Origin of the sequence: Perlucidibaca aquatica, assembly GCF_001676655.1 — a bacterium.
Taxonomy (GTDB): Bacteria; Pseudomonadota; Gammaproteobacteria; order Pseudomonadales; family Moraxellaceae; genus Perlucidibaca; species Perlucidibaca aquatica.
This window is the reverse complement of sequence record NZ_LZDB01000002.1, coordinates 577835-597807: the sequence shown is the minus strand read 5'-3', so window position 1 is coordinate 597807 and position 19973 is coordinate 577835. Positions and strand designations below refer to the sequence as shown.

Annotated in this window: 23 protein-coding genes and 1 other RNA gene; 3 read left to right on the top strand and 21 right to left on the bottom strand. The window is 57.0% G+C overall.

Going from position 1 to position 19973, the window contains the following annotated elements; all coding sequences use genetic code 11:
• Positions 1 to 9: 9 nt before the first annotated feature.
• The 10 genes from A8710_RS06450 to dnaX form a co-directional block, all read right to left on the bottom strand.
• Positions 10 to 858, bottom strand: a complete 849-nt coding sequence (locus tag A8710_RS06450; RefSeq protein ID WP_068858825.1) for an AAA family ATPase — start codon at positions 856 to 858, stop codon at positions 10 to 12.
• An 84-nt stretch (positions 859 to 942) separates the two neighbouring features.
• Positions 943 to 1269: a hypothetical protein gene (locus A8710_RS06445; RefSeq protein ID WP_068858823.1), complete on the bottom strand. Its 327-nt coding sequence runs from the start codon at positions 1267 to 1269 to the stop codon at positions 943 to 945.
• Positions 1266 to 1592, bottom strand: a complete 327-nt coding sequence (locus tag A8710_RS06440) for a YcgL domain-containing protein (RefSeq protein ID WP_068858818.1) — start codon at positions 1590 to 1592, stop codon at positions 1266 to 1268. Before A8710_RS06440 ends, A8710_RS06445 begins: the two co-directional genes overlap by 4 nt.
• The gene (rnd, locus tag A8710_RS06435; protein WP_068858815.1) at positions 1589 to 2761 is read right to left on the bottom strand and encodes a ribonuclease D; all 1173 of its coding nucleotides are present in this window, start codon (positions 2759 to 2761) and stop codon (positions 1589 to 1591) included. The genes A8710_RS06440 and rnd overlap by 4 nt, the downstream gene beginning before the upstream one ends.
• Positions 2761 to 3921 carry an acyl-CoA dehydrogenase family protein gene (locus A8710_RS06430; protein ID WP_068858812.1) on the bottom strand — a complete coding sequence of 387 codons (1161 nt, stop codon included), beginning with the start codon at positions 3919 to 3921 and terminating at the stop codon, positions 2761 to 2763. The genes rnd and A8710_RS06430 overlap by 1 nt, the downstream gene beginning before the upstream one ends.
• A gap of 194 nt (positions 3922 to 4115) precedes the next feature.
• Complete coding sequence (locus tag A8710_RS06425) at positions 4116 to 4724, bottom strand: DJ-1/PfpI family protein (RefSeq protein ID WP_068858809.1); 609 nt, start codon at positions 4722 to 4724, stop codon at positions 4116 to 4118.
• A 24-nt stretch (positions 4725 to 4748) separates the two neighbouring features.
• On the bottom strand, positions 4749 to 4949 hold the full coding sequence (locus tag A8710_RS12065) for a DUF3565 domain-containing protein (RefSeq protein ID WP_082968698.1): 201 nt from the start codon (positions 4947 to 4949) through the stop codon (positions 4749 to 4751).
• 14 nt (positions 4950 to 4963) lie between these two features.
• A complete protein-coding gene (gene recR / locus A8710_RS06420) occupies positions 4964 to 5560 on the bottom strand; it encodes a recombination mediator RecR (protein ID WP_068858806.1) in 597 nt (198 codons plus the stop codon).
• A 3-nt stretch (positions 5561 to 5563) separates the two neighbouring features.
• Positions 5564 to 5893 (bottom strand): YbaB/EbfC family nucleoid-associated protein, encoded by a 330-nt coding sequence (locus A8710_RS06415; protein WP_068858803.1) that lies wholly within the window; start codon positions 5891 to 5893, stop codon positions 5564 to 5566.
• A 25-nt stretch (positions 5894 to 5918) separates the two neighbouring features.
• On the bottom strand, positions 5919 to 7640 hold the full coding sequence (gene dnaX, locus A8710_RS06410; protein ID WP_068858800.1) for a DNA polymerase III subunit gamma/tau: 1722 nt from the start codon (positions 7638 to 7640) through the stop codon (positions 5919 to 5921).
• A 180-nt stretch (positions 7641 to 7820) separates the two neighbouring features.
• Here dnaX and A8710_RS06405 point away from each other — a divergent pair, with 180 nt between their 5' ends.
• Positions 7821 to 9044, top strand: a complete 1224-nt coding sequence (locus A8710_RS06405) for an alpha/beta hydrolase family protein (RefSeq protein WP_068858797.1) — start codon at positions 7821 to 7823, stop codon at positions 9042 to 9044.
• Positions 9045 to 9102: 58 nt separating this feature from the next.
• On the opposite strand, the gene A8710_RS06400 is transcribed toward A8710_RS06405, so the two are convergent.
• The 5 genes from A8710_RS06400 to A8710_RS06380 form a co-directional block, all read right to left on the bottom strand.
• Complete coding sequence (locus A8710_RS06400) at positions 9103 to 9393, bottom strand: sll1863 family stress response protein (protein WP_068858794.1); 291 nt, start codon at positions 9391 to 9393, stop codon at positions 9103 to 9105.
• Positions 9394 to 9491: 98 nt separating this feature from the next.
• Positions 9492 to 10757 (bottom strand): BaiN/RdsA family NAD(P)/FAD-dependent oxidoreductase, encoded by a 1266-nt coding sequence (locus tag A8710_RS06395; RefSeq protein ID WP_068858791.1) that lies wholly within the window; start codon positions 10755 to 10757, stop codon positions 9492 to 9494.
• Entirely contained in the window at positions 10738 to 11154 is a 417-nt protein-coding gene (locus tag A8710_RS06390; RefSeq protein ID WP_068858788.1) for a hypothetical protein, read from the bottom strand. The genes A8710_RS06395 and A8710_RS06390 overlap by 20 nt, the downstream gene beginning before the upstream one ends.
• A gap of 40 nt (positions 11155 to 11194) precedes the next feature.
• Positions 11195 to 11290, bottom strand: an RNA gene (gene ffs, locus A8710_RS06385) — signal recognition particle sRNA small type.
• Positions 11291 to 11389: 99 nt separating this feature from the next.
• Positions 11390 to 12358, bottom strand: coding sequence for an alpha/beta fold hydrolase (locus tag A8710_RS06380; protein ID WP_068858785.1), 969 nt, complete (start codon positions 12356 to 12358; stop codon positions 11390 to 11392).
• Between the two features lie 96 nt (positions 12359 to 12454).
• Between A8710_RS06380 and A8710_RS06375 the strand changes: the two genes are divergently transcribed.
• Positions 12455 to 12985 (top strand): methylated-DNA--[protein]-cysteine S-methyltransferase, encoded by a 531-nt coding sequence (locus A8710_RS06375; protein WP_068858781.1) that lies wholly within the window; start codon positions 12455 to 12457, stop codon positions 12983 to 12985.
• A gap of 18 nt (positions 12986 to 13003) precedes the next feature.
• On the opposite strand, the gene A8710_RS06370 is transcribed toward A8710_RS06375, so the two are convergent.
• Positions 13004 to 14782 (bottom strand): cation:proton antiporter, encoded by a 1779-nt coding sequence (locus A8710_RS06370; protein ID WP_094078676.1) that lies wholly within the window; start codon positions 14780 to 14782, stop codon positions 13004 to 13006.
• Positions 14783 to 14933: 151 nt separating this feature from the next.
• Between A8710_RS06370 and A8710_RS06365 the strand changes: the two genes are divergently transcribed.
• Positions 14934 to 15968, top strand: coding sequence for an MBL fold metallo-hydrolase (locus tag A8710_RS06365; protein WP_082968825.1), 1035 nt, complete (start codon positions 14934 to 14936; stop codon positions 15966 to 15968).
• Positions 15969 to 15991: 23 nt separating this feature from the next.
• Here A8710_RS06365 and A8710_RS06360 read toward each other — a convergent pair whose 3' ends face one another.
• The 5 genes from A8710_RS06360 to A8710_RS06340 all read right to left on the bottom strand — a co-directional run bounded on the left by A8710_RS06360 (position 15992) and on the right by A8710_RS06340 (position 19912).
• Positions 15992 to 16858: an SDR family oxidoreductase gene (locus A8710_RS06360; protein ID WP_068858775.1), complete on the bottom strand. Its 867-nt coding sequence runs from the start codon at positions 16856 to 16858 to the stop codon at positions 15992 to 15994.
• Positions 16859 to 16968: 110 nt separating this feature from the next.
• Positions 16969 to 17196, bottom strand: coding sequence for a GlsB/YeaQ/YmgE family stress response membrane protein (locus tag A8710_RS06355; protein ID WP_068858773.1), 228 nt, complete (start codon positions 17194 to 17196; stop codon positions 16969 to 16971).
• 41 nt (positions 17197 to 17237) lie between these two features.
• Positions 17238 to 18197 (bottom strand): SMP-30/gluconolactonase/LRE family protein, encoded by a 960-nt coding sequence (locus A8710_RS06350; protein WP_068858771.1) that lies wholly within the window; start codon positions 18195 to 18197, stop codon positions 17238 to 17240.
• An 87-nt stretch (positions 18198 to 18284) separates the two neighbouring features.
• The gene (gene fumC / locus A8710_RS06345; protein ID WP_264753536.1) at positions 18285 to 19670 is read right to left on the bottom strand and encodes a class II fumarate hydratase; all 1386 of its coding nucleotides are present in this window, start codon (positions 19668 to 19670) and stop codon (positions 18285 to 18287) included.
• An 8-nt stretch (positions 19671 to 19678) separates the two neighbouring features.
• Positions 19679 to 19912 (bottom strand): DUF2789 domain-containing protein, encoded by a 234-nt coding sequence (locus A8710_RS06340; protein ID WP_068858767.1) that lies wholly within the window; start codon positions 19910 to 19912, stop codon positions 19679 to 19681.
• Positions 19913 to 19973 lie beyond the last annotated feature (61 nt).

The following is a 19973-nucleotide window of genomic DNA, read 5'->3' as shown; positions in this document are numbered from 1 at the left end:
GCCCTCGCCTTACTGTGCAGTTTCGCGTCGATTCATAAAGGCTAGACGCTCAAGCAGCGCCACGTCGGCTTCGTTCTTGAGCAGCGCACCGTAGAGTGGCGGAATCGCCTTACGGGTGTCGCGGTTACGCAGAACATCTTCAGGAATATCGTCAGACAGAATCAGCTTCAGCCAGTCAATCAGTTCTGATGTGGTTGGCTTCTTCTTCAGGCCCGGCACTTTGCGCAGATCAAAGAAAATATCCAGCGCCTCTTTCAACAGCTGCGCTTTCACATCGGGGTGATGCACTTCCACGATCTTCTTCATGGTGTCGGCATCGGGGAACTGGATGTAGTGGAAGAAGCAGCGACGCAGGAAGGCGTCCGGCAATTCCTTCTCGTTGTTCGAGGTGATGATGACGATGGGACGCTGCTTGGCTTTGATGGTCTCGCCGGTCTCGTAGACAAAGAACTCCATCTTGTCGAGTTCGGTGAGCAAATCGTTAGGGAACTCGATGTCGGCTTTATCAATTTCATCAATCAGCAACACCACACGCTCTTCCGCCTCAAAAGCTTCCCAGAGCTTGCCCTTCTTGATGTAGTTGCGAATATCGTGGACGCGCTCGGTGCCAAGCTGGGAGTCACGCAAACGCGACACCGCATCGTACTCATAGAGACCTTGCTGCGCTTTAGTAGTGGACTTGATGTGCCACTGAATCAAGCGAACACCAAAGGCTTCGGCTACTTGTTCGGCCAGCAGCGTTTTACCGGTGCCGGGCTCACCCTTGATCAGCAGCGGCTTTTGCAACGTAACGGCAGCATTGACCGCAAGCGACAGCTCCGGCGTGGTGATGTAACGGTCGGTCCCGATAAAGGCCATGGTATTCCCTCAATAAATCCACAATCAAAAATGCAGACTAGCGTGATGCAGACTGCGTGTCAGCCAAACAAGTATTCAGCGAAATTAAATCGACTCGCGACGGCGCCGAGCCGCATCGAGCACTAATGCCAAACCACCAAACAAAAACCACGGCAATATCGCTTTAAACACACCCAGCGGCGACTTCATGAGTAGCTGCAATAAAACCAGCATGAGCGCAGGCGCTAAACTCAGATTGCCCTGCTCGGCGAGCAAGGCGGGGCTAAACAATACCACCAGAAAAAACAGACGCGCGAGCCGTTCACTGTTGGGGAACCAAACCGCGAGGTGAGGCGTGATAAAGACGCGATACAACACGGTGGCCGCCGCCAAATACAACAGCCAACAAATCAGGTAAATCATCCAGCTCATGTTGATGACTCCGAGTCGGCGTTATCCGCAGCCGAGCGACGACGCCAGGCCGGCGCGTCTTGCGCATGGGCACTAAACGATTCCGGAGGGGGTGGCATCTGCAAATAGAATTGCTGACTCGCCAATTTTTCCAAGACCTGCTCAATATCGGCACGGGCTAGCTTGCGTTCGGGCACTAAGAACATATCCGTGACATGACGCGGTGTGCCGAACATCTGCATCAAAACCTCAGGTACCTGCTTCAAGCCCACGGCTTTAGGCACGTACAAATACATTTCATCTTTCTTCGAGCTCTTATAAATCGAGCACAGCACACGACTCATGACACTTTCCTCACACGCGACCACTGCGCCAGTTCATCGCGATAGCTTAGCAGGACTTGCTCCACGCTCAGACTGAGTAACGGCGCGCGCCAACCCGGAATTTGCGCGATACCGGCGGCAATATCGTGATCAACAGCAGCCAACACGACCTTATCGGCCAAACGTTTGCGCCATAGAACATCCAATGGCAGTTGCAAGGTTTGAGCGACATCCGCCAAGCCCTGCTTAAGCGCATCATAAACGCTACTGGCCTCGCGGGGCAGCGGCGGTGAAAGTCGCGACGGCAACGCCGTTTCCGGCAAGGCACGCGCAGCAGCGACTAACGCCAGTAATTCGGCGCCATCGCGACGCGCCACGCGAGGATTCAGCTCAGGAATGCCTTGAAAGTCAGCGGCACTTCTCGGCTGACGACGAGCCAGTTCAAACAAAGACAGTGGTTTTAGCAAATGCCCACGCGGCACATCGCGCGCCACCGCTTCTTGTTCCCGCCAAGCCATCAACGCCTGCAGCACAGCAAGCTCACGCGGCGATAAACGCCAGGCATTGCCATGTTCTTGATAGCAGGTCTCGGCATTCACCGGCTGGGGTAAACGGCAAACCTCCGCGCATTCCGCCGCGTAAATTGAGGCCAGCCCCCGTGCCTGCAAGCGCTGCATAAGTTCAGCATAGAGTGCTGGCAGGTGGCGCACATCCAAGGCCGCGTAGTCGAGCTGGTGCTGCGTTAAGGGCCGCTGCAGCCAGTCCGTGCGCGAGGCATCTTTCGGAATTTCAATGTCTAAGATCAGCTGCAAGGCCTTCTGATAGCCCACTTGTAGGCCTTCGCCGAGCATCGCCAAGGCAATTTGCGTATCGTGAATCGTCCCCAAGCCTTGTGCGGTCAACGGGGTTAACACTTCCAGATCTTCCGAGCAGGCATGCAGCACTTTCAGCGGACCTTGCGGCCCCAGCACGGCGTCTAGCATGCTCAAGTCCGAAATGGCGACCGGATCGACCAGCGCCTCGCCCTGCCCGTCACCCAGCTGAATCAGACCTATTTTCGGGTAGAAGGTATCAACACGAATAAACTCCGTGTCTAAGGCGAGGGGCTGTGCATTTTGCCAGCGCGGCAGAGTCGCTTGCAGACCCTGCGCGCTATCGAGGTAAATCGTTTCAGAAACAGGTTCAGTCACTAGAGTTCCAGTTGTTTGGCAATCACTTCGTTCATGATCTCGTAAGTGCCGCCGCCAATCGAGAGAATTCGGTTGTCGCGGTAAAGTCTTTCGACCAGTGACTCGCGCATGAAGCCCATGCCACCAAAAATTTGAACGGCCTCGGTGGTGACAAAGTCACTGGTTTGCGTGGCAAAGTTTTTCGCCATCGACACTTCTTTGATCGACGGAATGCCTTCCGCAATCCGAGCGCCCACGCGGTAGGTGAATTCGCGACTGGCCTCGATACGCGTTGCCATATCAGCAAGCTTGTGACGGATGATCTGCATCTGGCTCAGGTGCCTCCCAAAGGCCTGACGTTCACGCGCCCAGCGCAGGCTCTCTTCCAGCGCCAGCTGCGCCGTCATATTGGCCATCACCGCGAGGTTGAGGCGCTCCATCTGGAAGTTGCTCATGATCAGCAGGAAGCCGGCGTTCTCGCTGCCGATCAGGTTTTCCGCCGGCACAATGACATTGTCGAAAAAAATCTCGGCCGTGTCAGACGCCCACCAACCCATCTTCTTCAGCGGCGTTCCGGTGGACACGCCCGCCCGGGAACGCTCGATCAGCAACAAGCTGATGCCGGCATAGCCAGGCCCGCCGGTGCGCACGGCGGTGACATAGAAATCGGCGCGAATGCCAGAGGTAATGAAGGTCTTGGAGCCATTCACCACATAGTGATCGCCATGCTCATCGCTGTGGCTGCGCACGGCACGGGTCTTCAAACCGGCCACATCGGAACCGCCGGACGGCTCAGTGATGGCCAGCGCCGCGATCATATCGCCGGCCAGCACCGGCGGGACGAACTTATCTTTCAGTGCCTGACTGCCCCACTTTTCCAGCGGCGGCAAGGCGATATCGAGCGAGCCGAGGCTGGCCGCGAAACCACCGGAACCACAGCGCATCAGCTCTTCGGTGACGGCAACTTTCAGAAAGACATCGTCGCCGGTGCCGCCGTAGGCTGCGTCATGGCCGACGCCCAGCAATCCGGCATCACCGGCTTTTTTATAGATTTCACGCGGAAAACTACCGGCTTCTTCCCAGTCATTAATGAAGGGCAGCACTTCGCGTTCGTTGAATTGGCGGGCCGTGAGACGGGCCTGCTCGTGAATATCGTTGAAATAATGCGTGTACAGACTCATGAAAATACTCCCAGACGCCGCGAGGAATAGCGGCGTGACCGGGCGGTTCTATCATTCAGATGTCGGTGTATCAAGGAATTTGTGTCGGCTAAGCCAAAGAAAATAAAGGGCCAACACGGCGGCCCCATAAATCAGGCTTTGCGACAGCAAGGAGTGAAACCTGATCAACGCGCAGCTAACGTGATTATTTGCGGTTAACCAACGCTTTCATTCCAAACAACATCCATTTGTTTGGCCGTGAGCAGTGCCAGCTCACGACTGACCAAACGCTCAACCAAATGCAGGCTCATGTCGATGCCAGCCGATATACCCGCCGAGGTCACGATTTTGCCCTCGTCCACCCAACGCGGGCCGGCCACCACCGTGACGGCCGGATAGCATTCACGCAACGCTGCGATGTCTTCCCAGTGCGTGGTCGCGCTGACGCCCTGTAATAGCCCTGCTTCAGCCAACAAAAAAGCCCCCGTGCAGACGGATGCGGTCAATTCACTCTGCTGCGACTGTGCAGCAATCCAACGAACCACCTCGGGCTTTGCCAGTTCAGCATCCACCACGCCGCCGGCAATCAACAACACATCCACTGGCGGATGACTGGCGAAACCGTAATCTGGGTGAACCACGAGGCCTGCGCGAGCCTGAACCGGAGCCCGCGCTTGGGCTACCGTAAAAACGGAGAACGGTAATGGCTGGGCGGGGTTATTGCGTTGGAACACACGCGATGCCGTGGTGAAGAATTCGTAGGGGCCTGCGAAATCCAGGATTTCCGCATTGGGGAAAAGGTAAATCGCAATGGCTATTGTCATAAGAGGCGTGTCATAAAAGGCCTGTCATAAGAGGCATTTCGCGCAGAGCAAAGTCTGCCCTAGTTTTTCCTGACGGCCTGCCGGCGTTGTGACCCACGGGCGATTCTGCCAGGGCGGATCATGGCGCACATGCTGGGCGTGGCCACACGACAAATCAGCGACCCAATGCCCCTCTTCATCCACATGAAAACCGATGATGAGACGCGGAAGTCCATTAGCAGTCATGTCTGGCCACTGGGCTAAACCGGCCGTCGCCCACTTAAGGCATGCGTCAGTGTGCTACCGCCCAAATATTCCAGCTCGCCACCCACGGGCACGCCCTGCGCCAAACGCGTCACCATCAACGGCAAGCCACGCGTGGCTTCACGCAGATAATGCGCAGTCGCCTCACCCTCCACGCTGGGATTGGTCGCGATAATCAGCTCTTCGATCTCAGGAGTTGCCCGTAACCGCTCAATCAGCGCCGGCAAGCCCAGTTCGTTGGGGCCGATACCGTCGAGGGGCGATAGACGACCCAGCAAGACAAAATAGCGCCCCCGATAACTGCCACTCTGCTCCAGCGCAATTACATCCATGGGGCTTTCCACCACACAGAGCAGGTTTTGCTCGCGGCTGCTATTGCTGCAGATATCGCAAATGGCCTGCTCGGTGAGGTTGCGACAGATACTGCAGTGCTCAACATGGTGCAGCGCCTGCTCTAACGCACGGGCTAAACGCAGTCCGCCCGGTCGTTGACGCTCCAGCAGGGTCAACGCCATGCGCTGCGCTGATTTCGGGCCTACTCCCGGCAGAATGCGTAAGGCATCAATAAGTTCGCGCAGCAGCGGGCTAGGCATGGCTTAGAACGGCATCTTGAAGCCGGGCGGCAAGCCCATGCCGGCCGTAGCCGAGCCCATGGCATCTTTACTCGCGGCTTCAACTTTACGCACAGCATCGTTCACCGCAGCAGCAATCAGGTCTTCCAGCACTTCTTTATCTTCGCTGAGCAGGCTGTCATCAATGGCCACACGCTTCACATCGTGCTGACCATTCATGGTGATTTTCACCAGTCCCGCACCGGACTCGCCAACCAGTTCGGCTTTCGCCAAGGCTTCTTGTGCCTGGGCCATCTTCTTTTGCATCTGCTCCTGCATGCGCTGAGCTTGTTGCATTAATTGCTGCATATTCATTGGCTTATATAACCTATCTAAACAGTTAATGAGGAAGTGTTATGGAGTCCGCAACCAGCGTTGCATCGAATGTGGTCATCAACGCTTTCACCACCGGGTCTTGGCGCAGTGCCGCCTCGGCGTTGACTAAGCGCTCATTCTGCAGGCGCTGGCGACGCTGAGCCGGTGTTTCTTCGCTGGGCTCAACAAACTCGAGAGGGATGTTGCGATCCGGAAACTGCTGCGCCAACTTTTGCTGCAACTGCGGTAAGGCTTGACCGCCCGCTAGCATCTGATGGCGTGGCGAGACGTGCAGCTCCCAACGGCTTGGTGAGCGCTCCACCAGCAAGGCATTACGCGCCAAATTAATGGCAGCGCCGGTTAAACCTGAATGTTCAACCCAATCGGCCCAACGCTCCCCTGTCCAAGTGGAAGTCGCCACCGCAGGCTGCATAGCCTCTGGCATAGCCGCTGGCACCGACGCTGAGATAGTGGCCGACACAGCATCGGGAACAGGCTCAGGCTCAGTGGCAGCGACGTGTACAGGCATGACGGGCGCAACTGGTGCAACCGAAGCTGGTGCAGCAGAAACCGCGCTCACCGTGCTAGCTGCCACCGCGACAGGCGCACGCTGAGTGGGCGCACTCACAGCCACACCACCACCGCCACCCGCTACGGCTGGGTTCAGCGGCCGAAAGGCCAACATGCGCAGCACCGTCATTTCAAAGCCCGCACGCGGATCAACAGCCAGTGGTAAGTCTCGACGGCCTTGAATCGCCATCTGGTAATACAGCTGCAAATCTTCGGCAGTCAGCGCCGCTGCGAGATTCAGCAGGCGATCGCGATCACCCTCGGCATTGTCGATAGCATCGGGCACGGCCTGTGCCACCGCCAAGCGATGCAGCACAGTAATGATTTCCCCTAGCGCACCAGCAAAATCAATACTCTGATCGGCCATGCCTGCAACAACTTGCAACAAGGCCGCGGCGTCACCGGCGTGGATAGCATCCAGCACGCGGAACACCAGATCGCGGTCAATAGAGCCGAGCAGGCTGCGCACTTCGGCTTCGCGCAGCTCGCCCTGACCGAAGGCGATAGCCTGGTCGGTCAACGACAAGGCATCACGCATAGAACCTTGCGCCGCGCGCGCCAGCAGCCAGAGCGAGCCTTCATCACTGCTAATGGCCTCCGCTTGCAGCACATGCTGCAAATGGCCTACCACACGCTCTGGCGTCATGGGCTTCAGGGCAAACTGCAAGCAACGCGACAAAATCGTGATGGGCAGTTTTTGCGGGTCGGTGGTGGCGAGCAAGAATTTGACGTGGGGCGGCGGCTCTTCCAAGGTCTTCAACAGCGCGTTAAACGCGGCCTTGGACAACATGTGCACTTCGTCAATCAAGTACACCTTATAGCGCCCGCGTGTAGGCAAATATTGTGCGTTATCAATCAGTTCGCGCACATTGTCGACACCGGTATTAGATGCCGCATCGATCTCCAGCAGGTCGGCAAAACGGCCATCTTCAATTTCCCGACAACTACTACAGACGCCACAGGGCGTGGCCGTGATGCCGGTTTCACAATTCAGGCAGCGCGCCAGAATGCGCGCAATCGTGGTTTTACCCACGCCCCGCGTGCCGGTGAGCAAATAGGCATGATGCAGCCGGTTCTGTTCCAGCGCATGGCTGAGCGCGCGCGCCACCACATCCTGTCCGACCAACTCCTCGAAGCGGCGCGGACGGTATTTGCGGGCCAACACCTGATAGCTCATGCGAATATCCGTTAACAATGAAATCTGGCCTATCGTAGCGGATGCATCGCGTTGGCCCAAGCCATTCGTGACCTGTTCTGGTCAGCAAAATCCGCATGGCGGCACAACTGACAACTCGCTATTGCACAATGACTCATGAGTCGCTACTTTCCCGCATCGTCTTTTTTTACAGGGATCGTTATGTCCTCGCCTGCCCAGCGCGTTTCACGAATTGCCAATCAAACCTATCAGCGAGCCAGTAAAATCATTAGCCACCAACCGTGGTGGCTGGGCCTGCCCGAAGACTTTGCGCAATGGCCCGATCGCTTTGATTTAGATGCAGTGCCGCAATTGATGGTGCGATCCACTGCCGCCGTCGACACCGTGTTGCGAACAGGCCTAGCCACCCTCGCTGGTATTTTGGCTATTCCCACCACGCTGCGCCCGCGCTTAGTGGCACTCGACAAAGCTAATCGGGGCTTTTATCAGCAGCTTGCTGCGGAGGGAGATGCCGCACGTTGCTATCCGAAACCCGCGCGCGGCGTCAGCATGACCCGTCACAAGCCCGGATTTTTAGACTACCGACCCGACGTGGGTCATGTGGAGGTGCTGTCTTTCGAGAGCGCCTTCAAAACCCTGAATCCGGCACTGCAAGATCATTACAGCCAGTTCACCCGCAATCGCACCGCTTGGGCCGAACACTGGCAACACGGTGACCGCCCCCGGCCAACCTTAATCGTAATTCATGGCTTTACTGCCGACCCGTATTGGCTAAACAGTCGCTTCCTCGCCCTGCCTTGGTTCTATAAGCAGGGCTACGACATCTTGCTGGTCACCTTGCCATTTCACGGTCGCCGTCAAGAGCGCAGCTCGCCCTTCAGCGGCCACGGCTGGTTCTCGCATGGCTTCAGCCACATGAATGAAACCATGGGCCACGCCATTCACGATATTCGCGTCTTTATGAATTATCTGGAAGAACGAGGCGTGCCGCAGATGGGCGTCACCGGCATCAGCCTCGGTGGCTATACCTCGGCCTTGTTGGCTTCAGTCGATGAGCGCCTGAGCTGCGCCATCCCAAATGTGCCGGTGGTGAGCATCATGGACATTGTGTTGGAGTGGTATCCGGCCAGCTGGATTGCTCGCGCGGGCATGAAGCTAGGGGATATTTCCGTGGCAGAGGCTCGCGCCTCAGTGGCGATTCAATCTGCGCTGAGCTTTAAGCCCAAAATTGAACGTCAGCGGCTGATGCTGATTGCCGGTGCCGGCGACCGCTTTGCACCACCAAAACACACGCATATTCTCTGGGAACATTGGCAGCATTGCCGTCTGCATTGGTTTCCGGGCAACCACCTGATTCATCTCGATCAAGGTCGCTACCTGCACGCCATGCGCAGCTTTTTGAAACACATTAAGTTTGTGCCCTGAACGGGCTAGTGTGTGCGATACCGGCTTGTACCTGACGTACAAGCCGGCTTAAACCACCTTAGGACTTGAGTTTGTCCAGCAGGGACTTAACGGTGTTAGTCGCTTCACCGACCAAGCCTTCAACGGTGGCTTTAATTTCGTCCACTTTGCCTTCACCAGCCGTCAGCAGCTCATCAAACTTGCCCTGTGCATCAGCCTGTAGCCCTTTTAATTTTTCTAACTGATTATTCAGTTCAATTTTAGCGTCTGCACTGGCGCCTTCGGCCTTGGCTTTTAACACCTCGGCTTGTGCTTTCCATTCATTAAGCTGAGCTTGTAATTTCTGCTGGTATGCGTCTAATGCACTCATGATGAACTCCTGTTTTGCGATTGAGTCGATTGAGTTATGCGGATACTTTCCGCACAAGGCCTATTCTTATAAACCTATGTCTACACAGGGTAAAGGCCTCACCGACTAAGGGCTGTAGCCAACCAGTCAGCCGCAGCCTGCCCGGCAACGCGCCCCGTAGCCCAACACGCCGTTAGCAAATACCCTCCGGTGGGCGCTTCCCAGTCCAGCATTTCTCCCGCACAAAACACACCGGGCATGGCCTGGAGCATGAGCGTAGGAGTGAGTGATGACCAAGCCACTCCGCCAGCCGAACTAATGGCTTCATCCAGAGGTCGCGGTGCGCGCAACATGATGGGCAGTGCCTTCAAACGAGCGGCCAGCGCAGCGGCATCGGCTAACTCAGACTCGGAAACAATTTCACGTAGTAACGACGCCTTAACACCTTCCAGCCCGATGCGTTGCCAATGACGCGCCAGCGTGAGTTTGCCGCGTGGCTTTGCTAAGGCCGCGTGTAGCTGGGCTAACGGCATATCCGGCAGCAAATCCAGCACGATTTCCGCACGGCCCTGTGTGGAAATGCGATCGCGAATGGCCGCTGAATGGGCATAAATCAAACTGCCCTCCAGGCCCCACTGAGTCAGCACACACTCGCCTTTACGCGCCGGCATCGACAACCAAGGCAGGTTCAAGCTGATATTTTTGAGCGGCGAGCCGGCCCGTTGGTGCAAAATCGGCGACCAGGCCGCTTCAAAACCACAATTAGCCGGTCGCAAGGGCTGCACAGCAACGCCACGTTGCTGTAACCAAGGTAGCCACGCGCCATCAGAGCCTAAGCGAGCCCAGCTGCCACCGCCGAGCGCCAAGACAGTCACGCGGGCTGTCACCAAGCACTCACCCGACGGCCCCGTAAACGTCAGCGCGCCAGACGCATGCCAGCCCGTCCAGCGCTGTCGCGTGTGAACCTGCAAACCTTGGCTGCGCAGGCGTTGCAACCAGCGTCGCAGCAGGGGTGCAGCCTTCATTTCCTGTGGGAACACACGACCCGAACTGCCCACAAAAGTATGCACGCCAAGGCCATGCACCCAGTCGCGCAACGCGGCGGCATCGAACGAAGAAAGCATGGGCGCTAACTGCGGGGAAGACTCGGCATAGCGTGCGAGAAACGCGTCAGCCGCTTCAGCATGGGTGATATTGAGGCCGCCGATACCGGCGAGCAGCAACTTGCGACCCACCGACGGCATGGCATCGAAGAGATCAACACGATGCCCCGCCAACAACAACTGCTCGGCGGCCATCAGGCCGGCAGGCCCACCGCCAATAACAACTGCTGTTAGTGGCTCAGCGCCCTGCTCACGCCAAGGGTCAGTCACGCGATCCGTCATCACGGCCGAGACGCTTCAGTTCGGCAAGACGAACAATGACATAGGCAATGAGCGACACCACGAAGAACACCAGCAGCATCCAAGCAATACCTTGCAAGGTTTCAATCACCGTGCGGTAAAGCTCTAGCACCCAGCGCTCGGTGGTCAGCGTCAGGATCATGGCTTCTTTGTCACCGGCCATCGGCGAGATATAGCGTTCTAAGTCGTAAATGCGCACGCCAGAGGAAATACCCACCACGAAGATGGCGAACTGCATATAGCGCTGCCAGGCCTGAAAAATATCGTCCGCGATGAGGCGTTGCAGAATGCGTTGCAGCGGCTGTGCAAAGGCACGGGCGGCGAGCAGGGAAACCAGTGCAGACAGCATCAAGGTCACAAACAAGAGGGTCAGAAACATAATGCCTCCGCCAACACGATAAAGCGGGGTTGGGTGGCAACCCTACCAGCCCGACCTCGGCACAGACTCCATGGCGACCGTTGCTTCCTTCCGGACCTGGCGGGATTAACCATTTCACCTTGCGAGGAGACCGGCAGGGTCACCATAGCGTCGCTCATGGCTGAGCGAGCGCGCAGTATAGAGAAAAGCCCCCGCGCTGCAAACGCTGGCGAGCGCTTTTCCGGTTCAAATAAACTCAATCGCGATTGAAGGCATCGAGCTCTTGCTTGAGTACGCGCATGACCTGCGTGGAGTTCACCATTTCCATGTGGCCCACGCCGGGCAGCGTAATTTCGCGGCCATAGTGCGCTGCCACGCGAGCATTGCTCTGCGGCGCCACAATGCTGTCATGGGGAGATACCAGCGTAATAAACGGGATCGGGCATGGCTGAGCCTCTGCTTCAGCGGTCAGCGCAGCAGCCCAGGCATTGCCAGACGTTAGCTGCTGAATAATCGGGCCCATGTTTTCCTTGCCCTCCGCCAGCACCGTGCCATTTAGGGGCGAGCCCACTGCAATGGCTAACGCTGACTTGGCCAAACCACCAAAGCGATGCAGATACAGGCGTATGACCAAACCGCCCATGCTGTGGCCAATCAGAATGACGCGCTCGGCTCCCGTGTCCTGCAAAACCTCATCTACAAACCGCGCCAGATGCTCAGCATTCGGCTCAACACCGGCAAAAATAGGTTCGGGGCTCACGCAATACACTTGGCCGTAACCATTACGCAGCAAGTATTTGCGCCACGCATAGAGGTAGCCACGGTTGGTGAAGAAGCCAGGGACTAGAACGATCGGCAAGCCTTTGTGTGGCAGGCCAGACGGGGGATTGTTGGGCACCAGCCAGGGTTCGAAAGCAAACAAGAAGGGATAGGTCAGAATGGCGGCCCACCACTCGCGTAACAGCATGGCCACGGTCGCTGTGCAGCCAATTTCATGCTCTGCGAGCTTCGGTGAGCGGTTTTTCCACGTGGGCAGCCAGTTACCCAGCGTCATCAGAAAGCGTAAGGACACGAAGACCAGCAAAGAAATGCTCACAACACGGAGCGGTGATGCCCCTTGAGCCATGACGGCATAGCTACCAATACCGAGATACAGCGCAGCCTCAATGAGGAAAGCCTTGAAAAAGCCACGACCATGGCCGGTAAATCCTTGCTCTTGCACCATGAGTGCAGCTCCTTTGTCATTTTTATAAGTAGTGATGGGCAGGCTCAACGCCTGCGATAGGATAGCTGACAGAACTCGTCCCAGAAAGGCCACGCCATGACTCAACGGTATCGCGACTTGAATAGCCCTATTGGCCCGCTTCGCCTGCTCGCCAATGACACGCACTTCACCGGCCTCGCGCTACCCTTTCGTCGTCGCAATGGCGAGCTTCAGCCACTTGCAGCCGCCGAGCCCGACTGGCAACACCAAGCCGATCTCCTGCCCTCGGTGGCTGAACAACTAAACGCTTATTTTGCTGGCGAGCGACAGATGTTTGACCTTGAGGCCTTTGAGTTACCTTGCGCTTTCCACGGCACCGAATTCCAACGCGAAGTCTGGCAGGCCTTGATGCGCATCCCCTACGGCAAAACCTGCTCCTACGGTGATATTGCACGTCACATCGGGCGACCCAATGCGGTTCGTGCCGTGGGCGCTGCCAATGGTGCGAACCCTATCCCAATCATTGTGCCCTGCCACCGTGTGATCGCCGCCAATGGCGCACTGCATGGCTTCGGCGGGGGGCTAGAGCTTAAACAACGGCTGCTGCAATTAGAGCAAGACCAGCATCAGGGCTTCATGCTGACCTAATACCTCATTGAATACGCCTTAGTGATGTTTATCGGACTGCCCGGCCGCCGGAGGCTCTTCCGCTAGCGTCTCGCGCAAGGCAATTTGCACTTGCGAATGCCAGCGCACCACGGCAGGCCAGACCGTCAATGCCAGCAGCATGGCCAGCACCAGCACGGCCACGAACAAATGCAGTGGCGGCAACAAAATAGAACTTAAACCGGCAATGAGTAGCAGCATGGCCAGTAAAGCCAAAACCGGCAGCACTCGCGCCAACAACTGACGCAGCTTAAAACTTTGCAGGCCAACGGCCGGACCACCCACGGTCAGTTCCGCCAAAATCAAACTCAGCGCCTCCAACTTACGGTAAGCCGCCACCATAAAGGGCACTGACAACACCAGCGACATCAGCCAATAAGCGGTGTTATGCCAGGCCGGCGAAATTTGCGGCAGGTTCTGACTGAAATCGGACTCACGCAGCACAAACGCGACGGCGAGGAAAATGCCGGCAATGACACAGAAGTTCAGTAGCACATGCACCAAGATGCGACGGATGATCGCCGTCATCTGGGCTTGAGCCGCACTTGGGCCCAAGCCGCTGAGCCACGCGCTGTAGGCCGCTAGGCTGTCATGCCAACTGCCGGGGAAATAGCGCCGGGCCAGGTCGGCCAAGGGGTCGGAAGCGCGAATCAAATACGGTGTGAGCAAGGTGGTTAATACCGACACGGCCACCACAATAGGGTACAAAAAGGAGCTGGTGACCCCCAGTGTTAAACCCAAGGTCGCGATAATAAAAGAGAACTCGCCAATCTGTGCCAAGCCCATGCCGACCTTCAGCGAGGTGCGCGCATCCGTTCCCGACACTAAGGTGCCCACGGTGCAACTCACCACCTTCCCCACCACAACCACCAGTGTAATGAGCAAAATTGGCTGCCAGTACTGGCTAATCACCACGGGGTCTACAAGCATGCCAATGGTGACGAAGAAGATCGCGCTAAACATGTCGCGCAGGGGTTCAACCAGCGACTCAATCTGCTTGATTTGCCGCGACTCAGCCATGATGGCGCCCATCACGAAAGCGCCTAGCGCCATGCTATAGCCAATCTCCACCACCAACAGGCAAAAGCCAAAACACAGCCCCAGCACCGTAATTAACAACATTTCACGGCTTTTGTAGCGGGCAACAAGTGCCAGCAGGCGCGGCACCAATAACAGCCCCGCCAGCAGTGCCACCACCAAAAAAATCCCCAGTTTGCCTAAGGTGCCGACCACTGCGCCCACACTGACCACACCGGTTACGGCCAAGCCCGAGAGCAAGGCAATGAGCGCAATAGCCAAAATATCTTCAACAATGAGCACGCCGAAAATGAGCTGGGCAAAACGCTGACGCTTCAGGCCCAACTCCTCCAAAGCCTTCACGATGATGGTGGTTGAGGAAATCGACAGCATCGCGCCCAGGAACAAGGCATCCATTTCTGACCAACCAAACGCTAGGCCGATCTGATAACCCAGCCACATCATCACCACAATTTCCGTGATGGCGGCAATAATGGCGGTGAGTCCCACAGCTTTTAAGCGCTTTAAGCTGAACTCTAAGCCCAAGGAAAACAGCAGAAACACCACGCCCAGCTCGGCCAGGGTTTGAATCGTAGCGATGTCAGTAACCAAGGGAATGGGCGGCGTATGAGGCCCCACGATCATACCGGCGAGCAAATAGCCCAGCACTACAGGCTGTTTCAAGCGATGAAACAGCAGTGCAATCAGACCCGCAATCATCATGATAATGGCGAGGTCTTTTAGAAATTCGGTATGCGCCAAATCTGGCTCCCTGATAAAAATGGGTAAAAACAGTTGACCTGAGTTTAGGCCAAATCTCGGAAATTGCGCGCCTGAACAGCTGTCAATACCGGCAATTATCGGCACTATCGCAACTAACTGATTGACTGCGATAGCCGCTATGCCGTTGAAAATGTTCTTACTCTTACTAGGCTTTCCGCTGCTTGTGTCCTGCCAGACACAAAATGCCTACTTCGATAGCCAAAAAGCACATCACAGCCGCGAGGGTTTTCACAATAACTATCCGGGTCGCGAGCCCGACATGGGCGACTTCTTTCGCTGGCAATGGCAGCGACTGTTGCGTGATGCGCCGGAGCAACGTGCCGACCTCGTCCCTTGGCAAGCCGTCGACCCATCCCAACTCACGACCAGCCAAGGTCGTTCGGCCACCTGGCTAGGCCATGCCAGTGTGTTACTGAATAGTCACGGCGTTCGCGTACTCACTGACCCGATCTTTTCTGAGCGCGCCTCCCCCCTATCGTGGCTAGGGCCGAAACGGTTGACTCCGCCGCCCATAACGCCGGAAAAACTGCCCTTTGTTGATGCGGTGGTGATCTCCCACAACCATTACGACCATCTCGACCTGCCCAGCCTAAAACAGCTCAACGCGCAGCTCGGTGGGCCACCGTTATTTATTGTGCCTCTGGGCAATGCCGCACTGCTGCGCCAGCAAGGAATTACCCACATCAAAGAGCTGGACTGGTGGCACAGCCATACCCTGCGCGATGACCTGCGTATCACGCTGGTGCCAACGCAGCACTGGAGTAAGCGCAATTTGCTCGGGGACAGGAACGAAGCGCTGTGGGGCGGTTACGTGATTCAGCATCGCGGCAAGCACGCATTTTTTGCCGGCGACACGGGCTACTCCAAAGACTTCCGCGATATCCATGCGCGTTTCGGCGCGATGGATTTCGCCATGATTCCCATTGGTGCCTATTTGCCACGCGACTTTATGCAGCGCCAACACATTGATCCAGCGCAAGCCGTGCAAATCCACTTAGACGTGCAGTCGCGCCTGAGCCTTGGCATTCATTGGGGTACGTTTATATTGACGGATGAAACCATTCAGCAACCGCCCCAGGATCTAGCACAGGCCTTAACAAACGCCGATGTAGATCCTGAGCGGTTTCCACACTGGGCTATTGGTGAGACACGCCAACTGCCCTAATGCGGCCTGAGTCTATATCGGCTTTAGTCTTTAACCGCCTTGGGCTTCACGGCACGATGGAACGCGTGCTGAGCTGGCATACGGTTATGTTCTGGCAAGGGGAATAGCTTGGTATTGAGCGACGAGCCACCGTCCACACAGAGGCAAGCGCCGGTCATATAGGATGCCGCTGGCGACAACAGAAACACGATAGTGCTGCTGATCTCATCTTCATCGCCCATGCGCTTAGCGGGAATATAGCCACGCATTTGCGGAATCACGGTTTCAGCGAAAGCCGGGTCATAGCGATCCATGCCGCTGGAGGCAATAAATCCGGGCGCAACCGAGTTCACGCGCACACCGGCAAACGCCCACTCCACCGCAGCGGTTTCAGTAAAGCTCATCATGCCGGCCCGTGCAGCTCCGGAGTGACCCATACCCGGCATGCCACGCCACATGTCAGCAATAATGTTTACGATGCTGCCACCATGCGCTTGCATGTATTGATTAAATACTTCGCGAGCAAACAGGAAACCGCCGGTGAGATTGCTGTTCACCACCGCATCCCAACCCTTCTTAGAAATCATGCTTAGTGGGGATGGAAACTGGCCGCCGGCATTGTTAACCAAGCCATGAATGGCACCGCGCTCAGCCAATACCTGCGCTACCGCATCCTTCACCGCCTGCTCTTCACGAATATCCAAGCTGACATACGACGCCGAACCGCCGTCTTCAGTAATCTCGGCCACGGTTTTTTCTAAGCGCTCAACCGAGCGACCCACCAGCACCACATGCGCGCCTAACGAAGCCAACTCATGGGCAGTGCAGCGGCCAATGCCGGAGCCGCCGCCGGTCACAATATGCGTTTGGCCCGCAAACAGGCCCGTGCGAAATACAGAACGATAAGACATGAGAAATCCCTATGACAAAAGCAGGCAGAAAATGCCCGCACATGACACAAGAGCATGACCGCAAAGTCAATTACGAAATGCGTGGATAACGCGTGTGGCAAGGAGGCTCGTTAAGAGCGAAGTAGGTTCACCACAAACAACAGCACGATGGCGCCAATCAATGCCGTTACAAAGCCCCCGGCGGCAATGCCCACCGATTGAAACAAGAAGCCGCCGATGACCGACCCGAGTACACCAATCACCATATTGCCCAGCAGCCCACTGCCGCCACCCTTCATGATGAGTCCGGCCAGCCAACCGGCAATCGCACCAATAATCAAAAAACCAATAATCTGCATGACACAAACTCCTTGTCTGAAACACTAAATCGATACACGCATTAACGCGCGTTCGGTCTGAGGATACTCAAGCGGTTGCCATAAGGCGATGACGTATCGCCCAGGATGCCTTTTTGCGTAATCAGCACATCGCCTGGCGCAAAAAGGGGGCCACTCGTTAGGCGCACACTGGAGGGGAAAGCCAAACCTAGCGGATGGGTCTGTTGCAGTATCGCGCCATCAAAGCCGATCAGCGCCACACTGCCCTGCACAAAAAGCGACACCAGCAGGCCCTCGCCCACCACACTCAAATCATCGGCAATGGAAGGCAGCGTGGCGATGACGTGGCGCTCACCGGGCAAGCCATCACGGGTGATTAGAATGCGCTCAATGCGTCCCAAGGCGGGTGGCAACAGGCTGCTATCGGTCACATAGAGTTCGCGGCCACGAATCGCGACGCCATTAGGCGCAGTCAGGCCAGTCGCCAGCCAGTCTTCTTGTTTTGTGACCTTAAACGGGTCGGCCGGATCCAGCTGTACTCGCACAATTTTGGGATCTGGCAATGCGCTGGTCGCCAACGGGCCATTACTTAAGTAGAGCGCACCCTCTGGGCCGGTAGCGAGGCCATTGGGTGCGGCCAAGCCCAAATCATGAATGGCGTGCAACTGAGGGCTAGCCGTTAGGCGTGCCGCATAAAGTTGGCCATCAAACGCGTTGGCGTAGAGCACATCGCCCCGCTGCGCCAGGCCAGTGAAATTACCCGCATCCTCATTAATCGGTGTGGCCGTGTAGCGATCACCACTGCGCTTCAACTCGAAAACGCCCGTGCCACCCGACACAAAAACTCGACCATCGGGCGTTGTTAGTGTGTTTTCCGCATCCGGAATGGTGGCGATATCCATCACCTGGCCACAGGTAGTTGAAACACACAAAGGCGGCAGCGTTCGCGTAAGGGCAGAGTCTTGTTCTTCGCCGCAGGCAGCCAGCAGCAAGGGCAACAAGCAAAGTATTTGACGCATCATGATCTTCTTCTAGTTATTGTGCGGTGATGCGCTGATGGTACATCCAAGCCTAATGAGTTAAGAACATCCTTTTAACAGGCTTGGCACTTAACACGGCCCCAGCATCTGCTCTGGCCGCACCACGCGGTCAAAGGCCTCGGCGCTGACAAAGCCACCGCCCACCGCCTCCTCACGCAGCGTTGTACCGTTGTGATGCGCACGCTTGGCAATCAACGCCGCGTTGTCGTAGCCAATTTCCGGCGCCAGCGCTGTTACCAGCATCAGCGAACGCTCCACCAGCTCGGCAATGCGCGCTTCGTTGGCGGTCATGCCACTGATGCAATGATCGGTTAAGCTGCGCGCAGCATCCGCCAGTAAGCGAATGGACTGCAGCACGTTGTAGGCAATGACGGGCTTGAACACATTGAGCTCGAAATGCCCTTGAGCGCCGGCAATGGTAACCGTCACGTGGTTGCCCATGACCTGCGCGCAGACCATGGTCAGCGCCTCGCACTGGGTCGGATTGACCTTGCCCGGCATGATCGACGAGCCCGGCTCATTCTCCGGCAGCGCCAACTCCCCGAGACCGGAGCGCGGCCCGGAACCAAGCAGCCGGATATCGTTAGCAATCTTGTTGAGGCTGACCGCCAGCGTGTTGAGCACGCCCGACAGCTCGACCAGCGCATCGTGGCTGGCCAGCGCCTCGAACTTGTTCAGCGCCGTGACAAACGGCAGGCCGGTACAGCGCGCCACCTCAGCCGCAAACAGTTTGTCGAAACCGATGGGCGCATTCAGGCCGGTGCCCACGGCGGTGCCACCCTGCGCCAGAGGATACAGACGCGGCAAGGCATCGTGCACACGTGCCAGACCGAGCTGCAGCTGCATAGCATAGCCGGAGAACTCCTGGCCCAGCGTCAGCGGCGTGGCATCCTGCAAATGCGTGCGGCCGATCTTGATGATGTGCTGCCAGTCCTCGGCACGCGCAGCCAGCGCCTGCTGCAGATGCCGCAACGCCGGCTGCAGGCGGCCGTGAATCTCCTCGACAGCGGCAATGTGCATGGCCGTCGGGAAGCTGTCGTTGGATGACTGACTAAGGTTGCAGTGATCGTTGGGGTGTAATGGCAGCTTGCTGCCCATGACACCGCCGAGGCGCTGACTGGCGAGATTGGCGATGACCTCGTTGGCGTTCATGTTCGACTGTGTACCCGAGCCGGTCTGCCAAACTACGAGTGGAAAGTGCTCATCCAGGCTGCCATCCATCACCGACAGCGCTGCCTCAGCAATGGCCTCGCCCAGCCTCGACTCGATGCGTCCGAGCGTGAGATTGGCGCGGGCGGCGCAGTGTTTGACCATGCCCAGCGCACGAATCAACGGCGCAGGCAGGCGCTCGCCGCCGATATCAAAATTCTGCAACGAGCGTTGCGTCTGCGCGCCCCAATAACGATCTGCCGGCACCTCGATGGCTCCGAAGCTGTCGGTCTCTGTGCGCGTGATCTGGGCGCTCATGCGCGGTGCATCAAGGCATTGAGTTGATCGACGGCGGCAGCCCAGTCGGAGTCTTCGCGCATGGCATCGCGAATGAACTGCGCCTGAACCGGCGACCAGCATTCGGCGCGATGCAGCAGTACGTCACTGGCCACGCGATGCTGCGCAGCGAAGGCGGCAATGGCCTCATCGCTACCGGGCAAACCTAACTGAGCAAACAGACTGTTGAGACAGTGCGCGGAAGTATCCATGACCGGTTCCTTTGCGTCGAGAAAACCATCATGAACCCGCGCCGCTCTGAAAGCAAAAAGC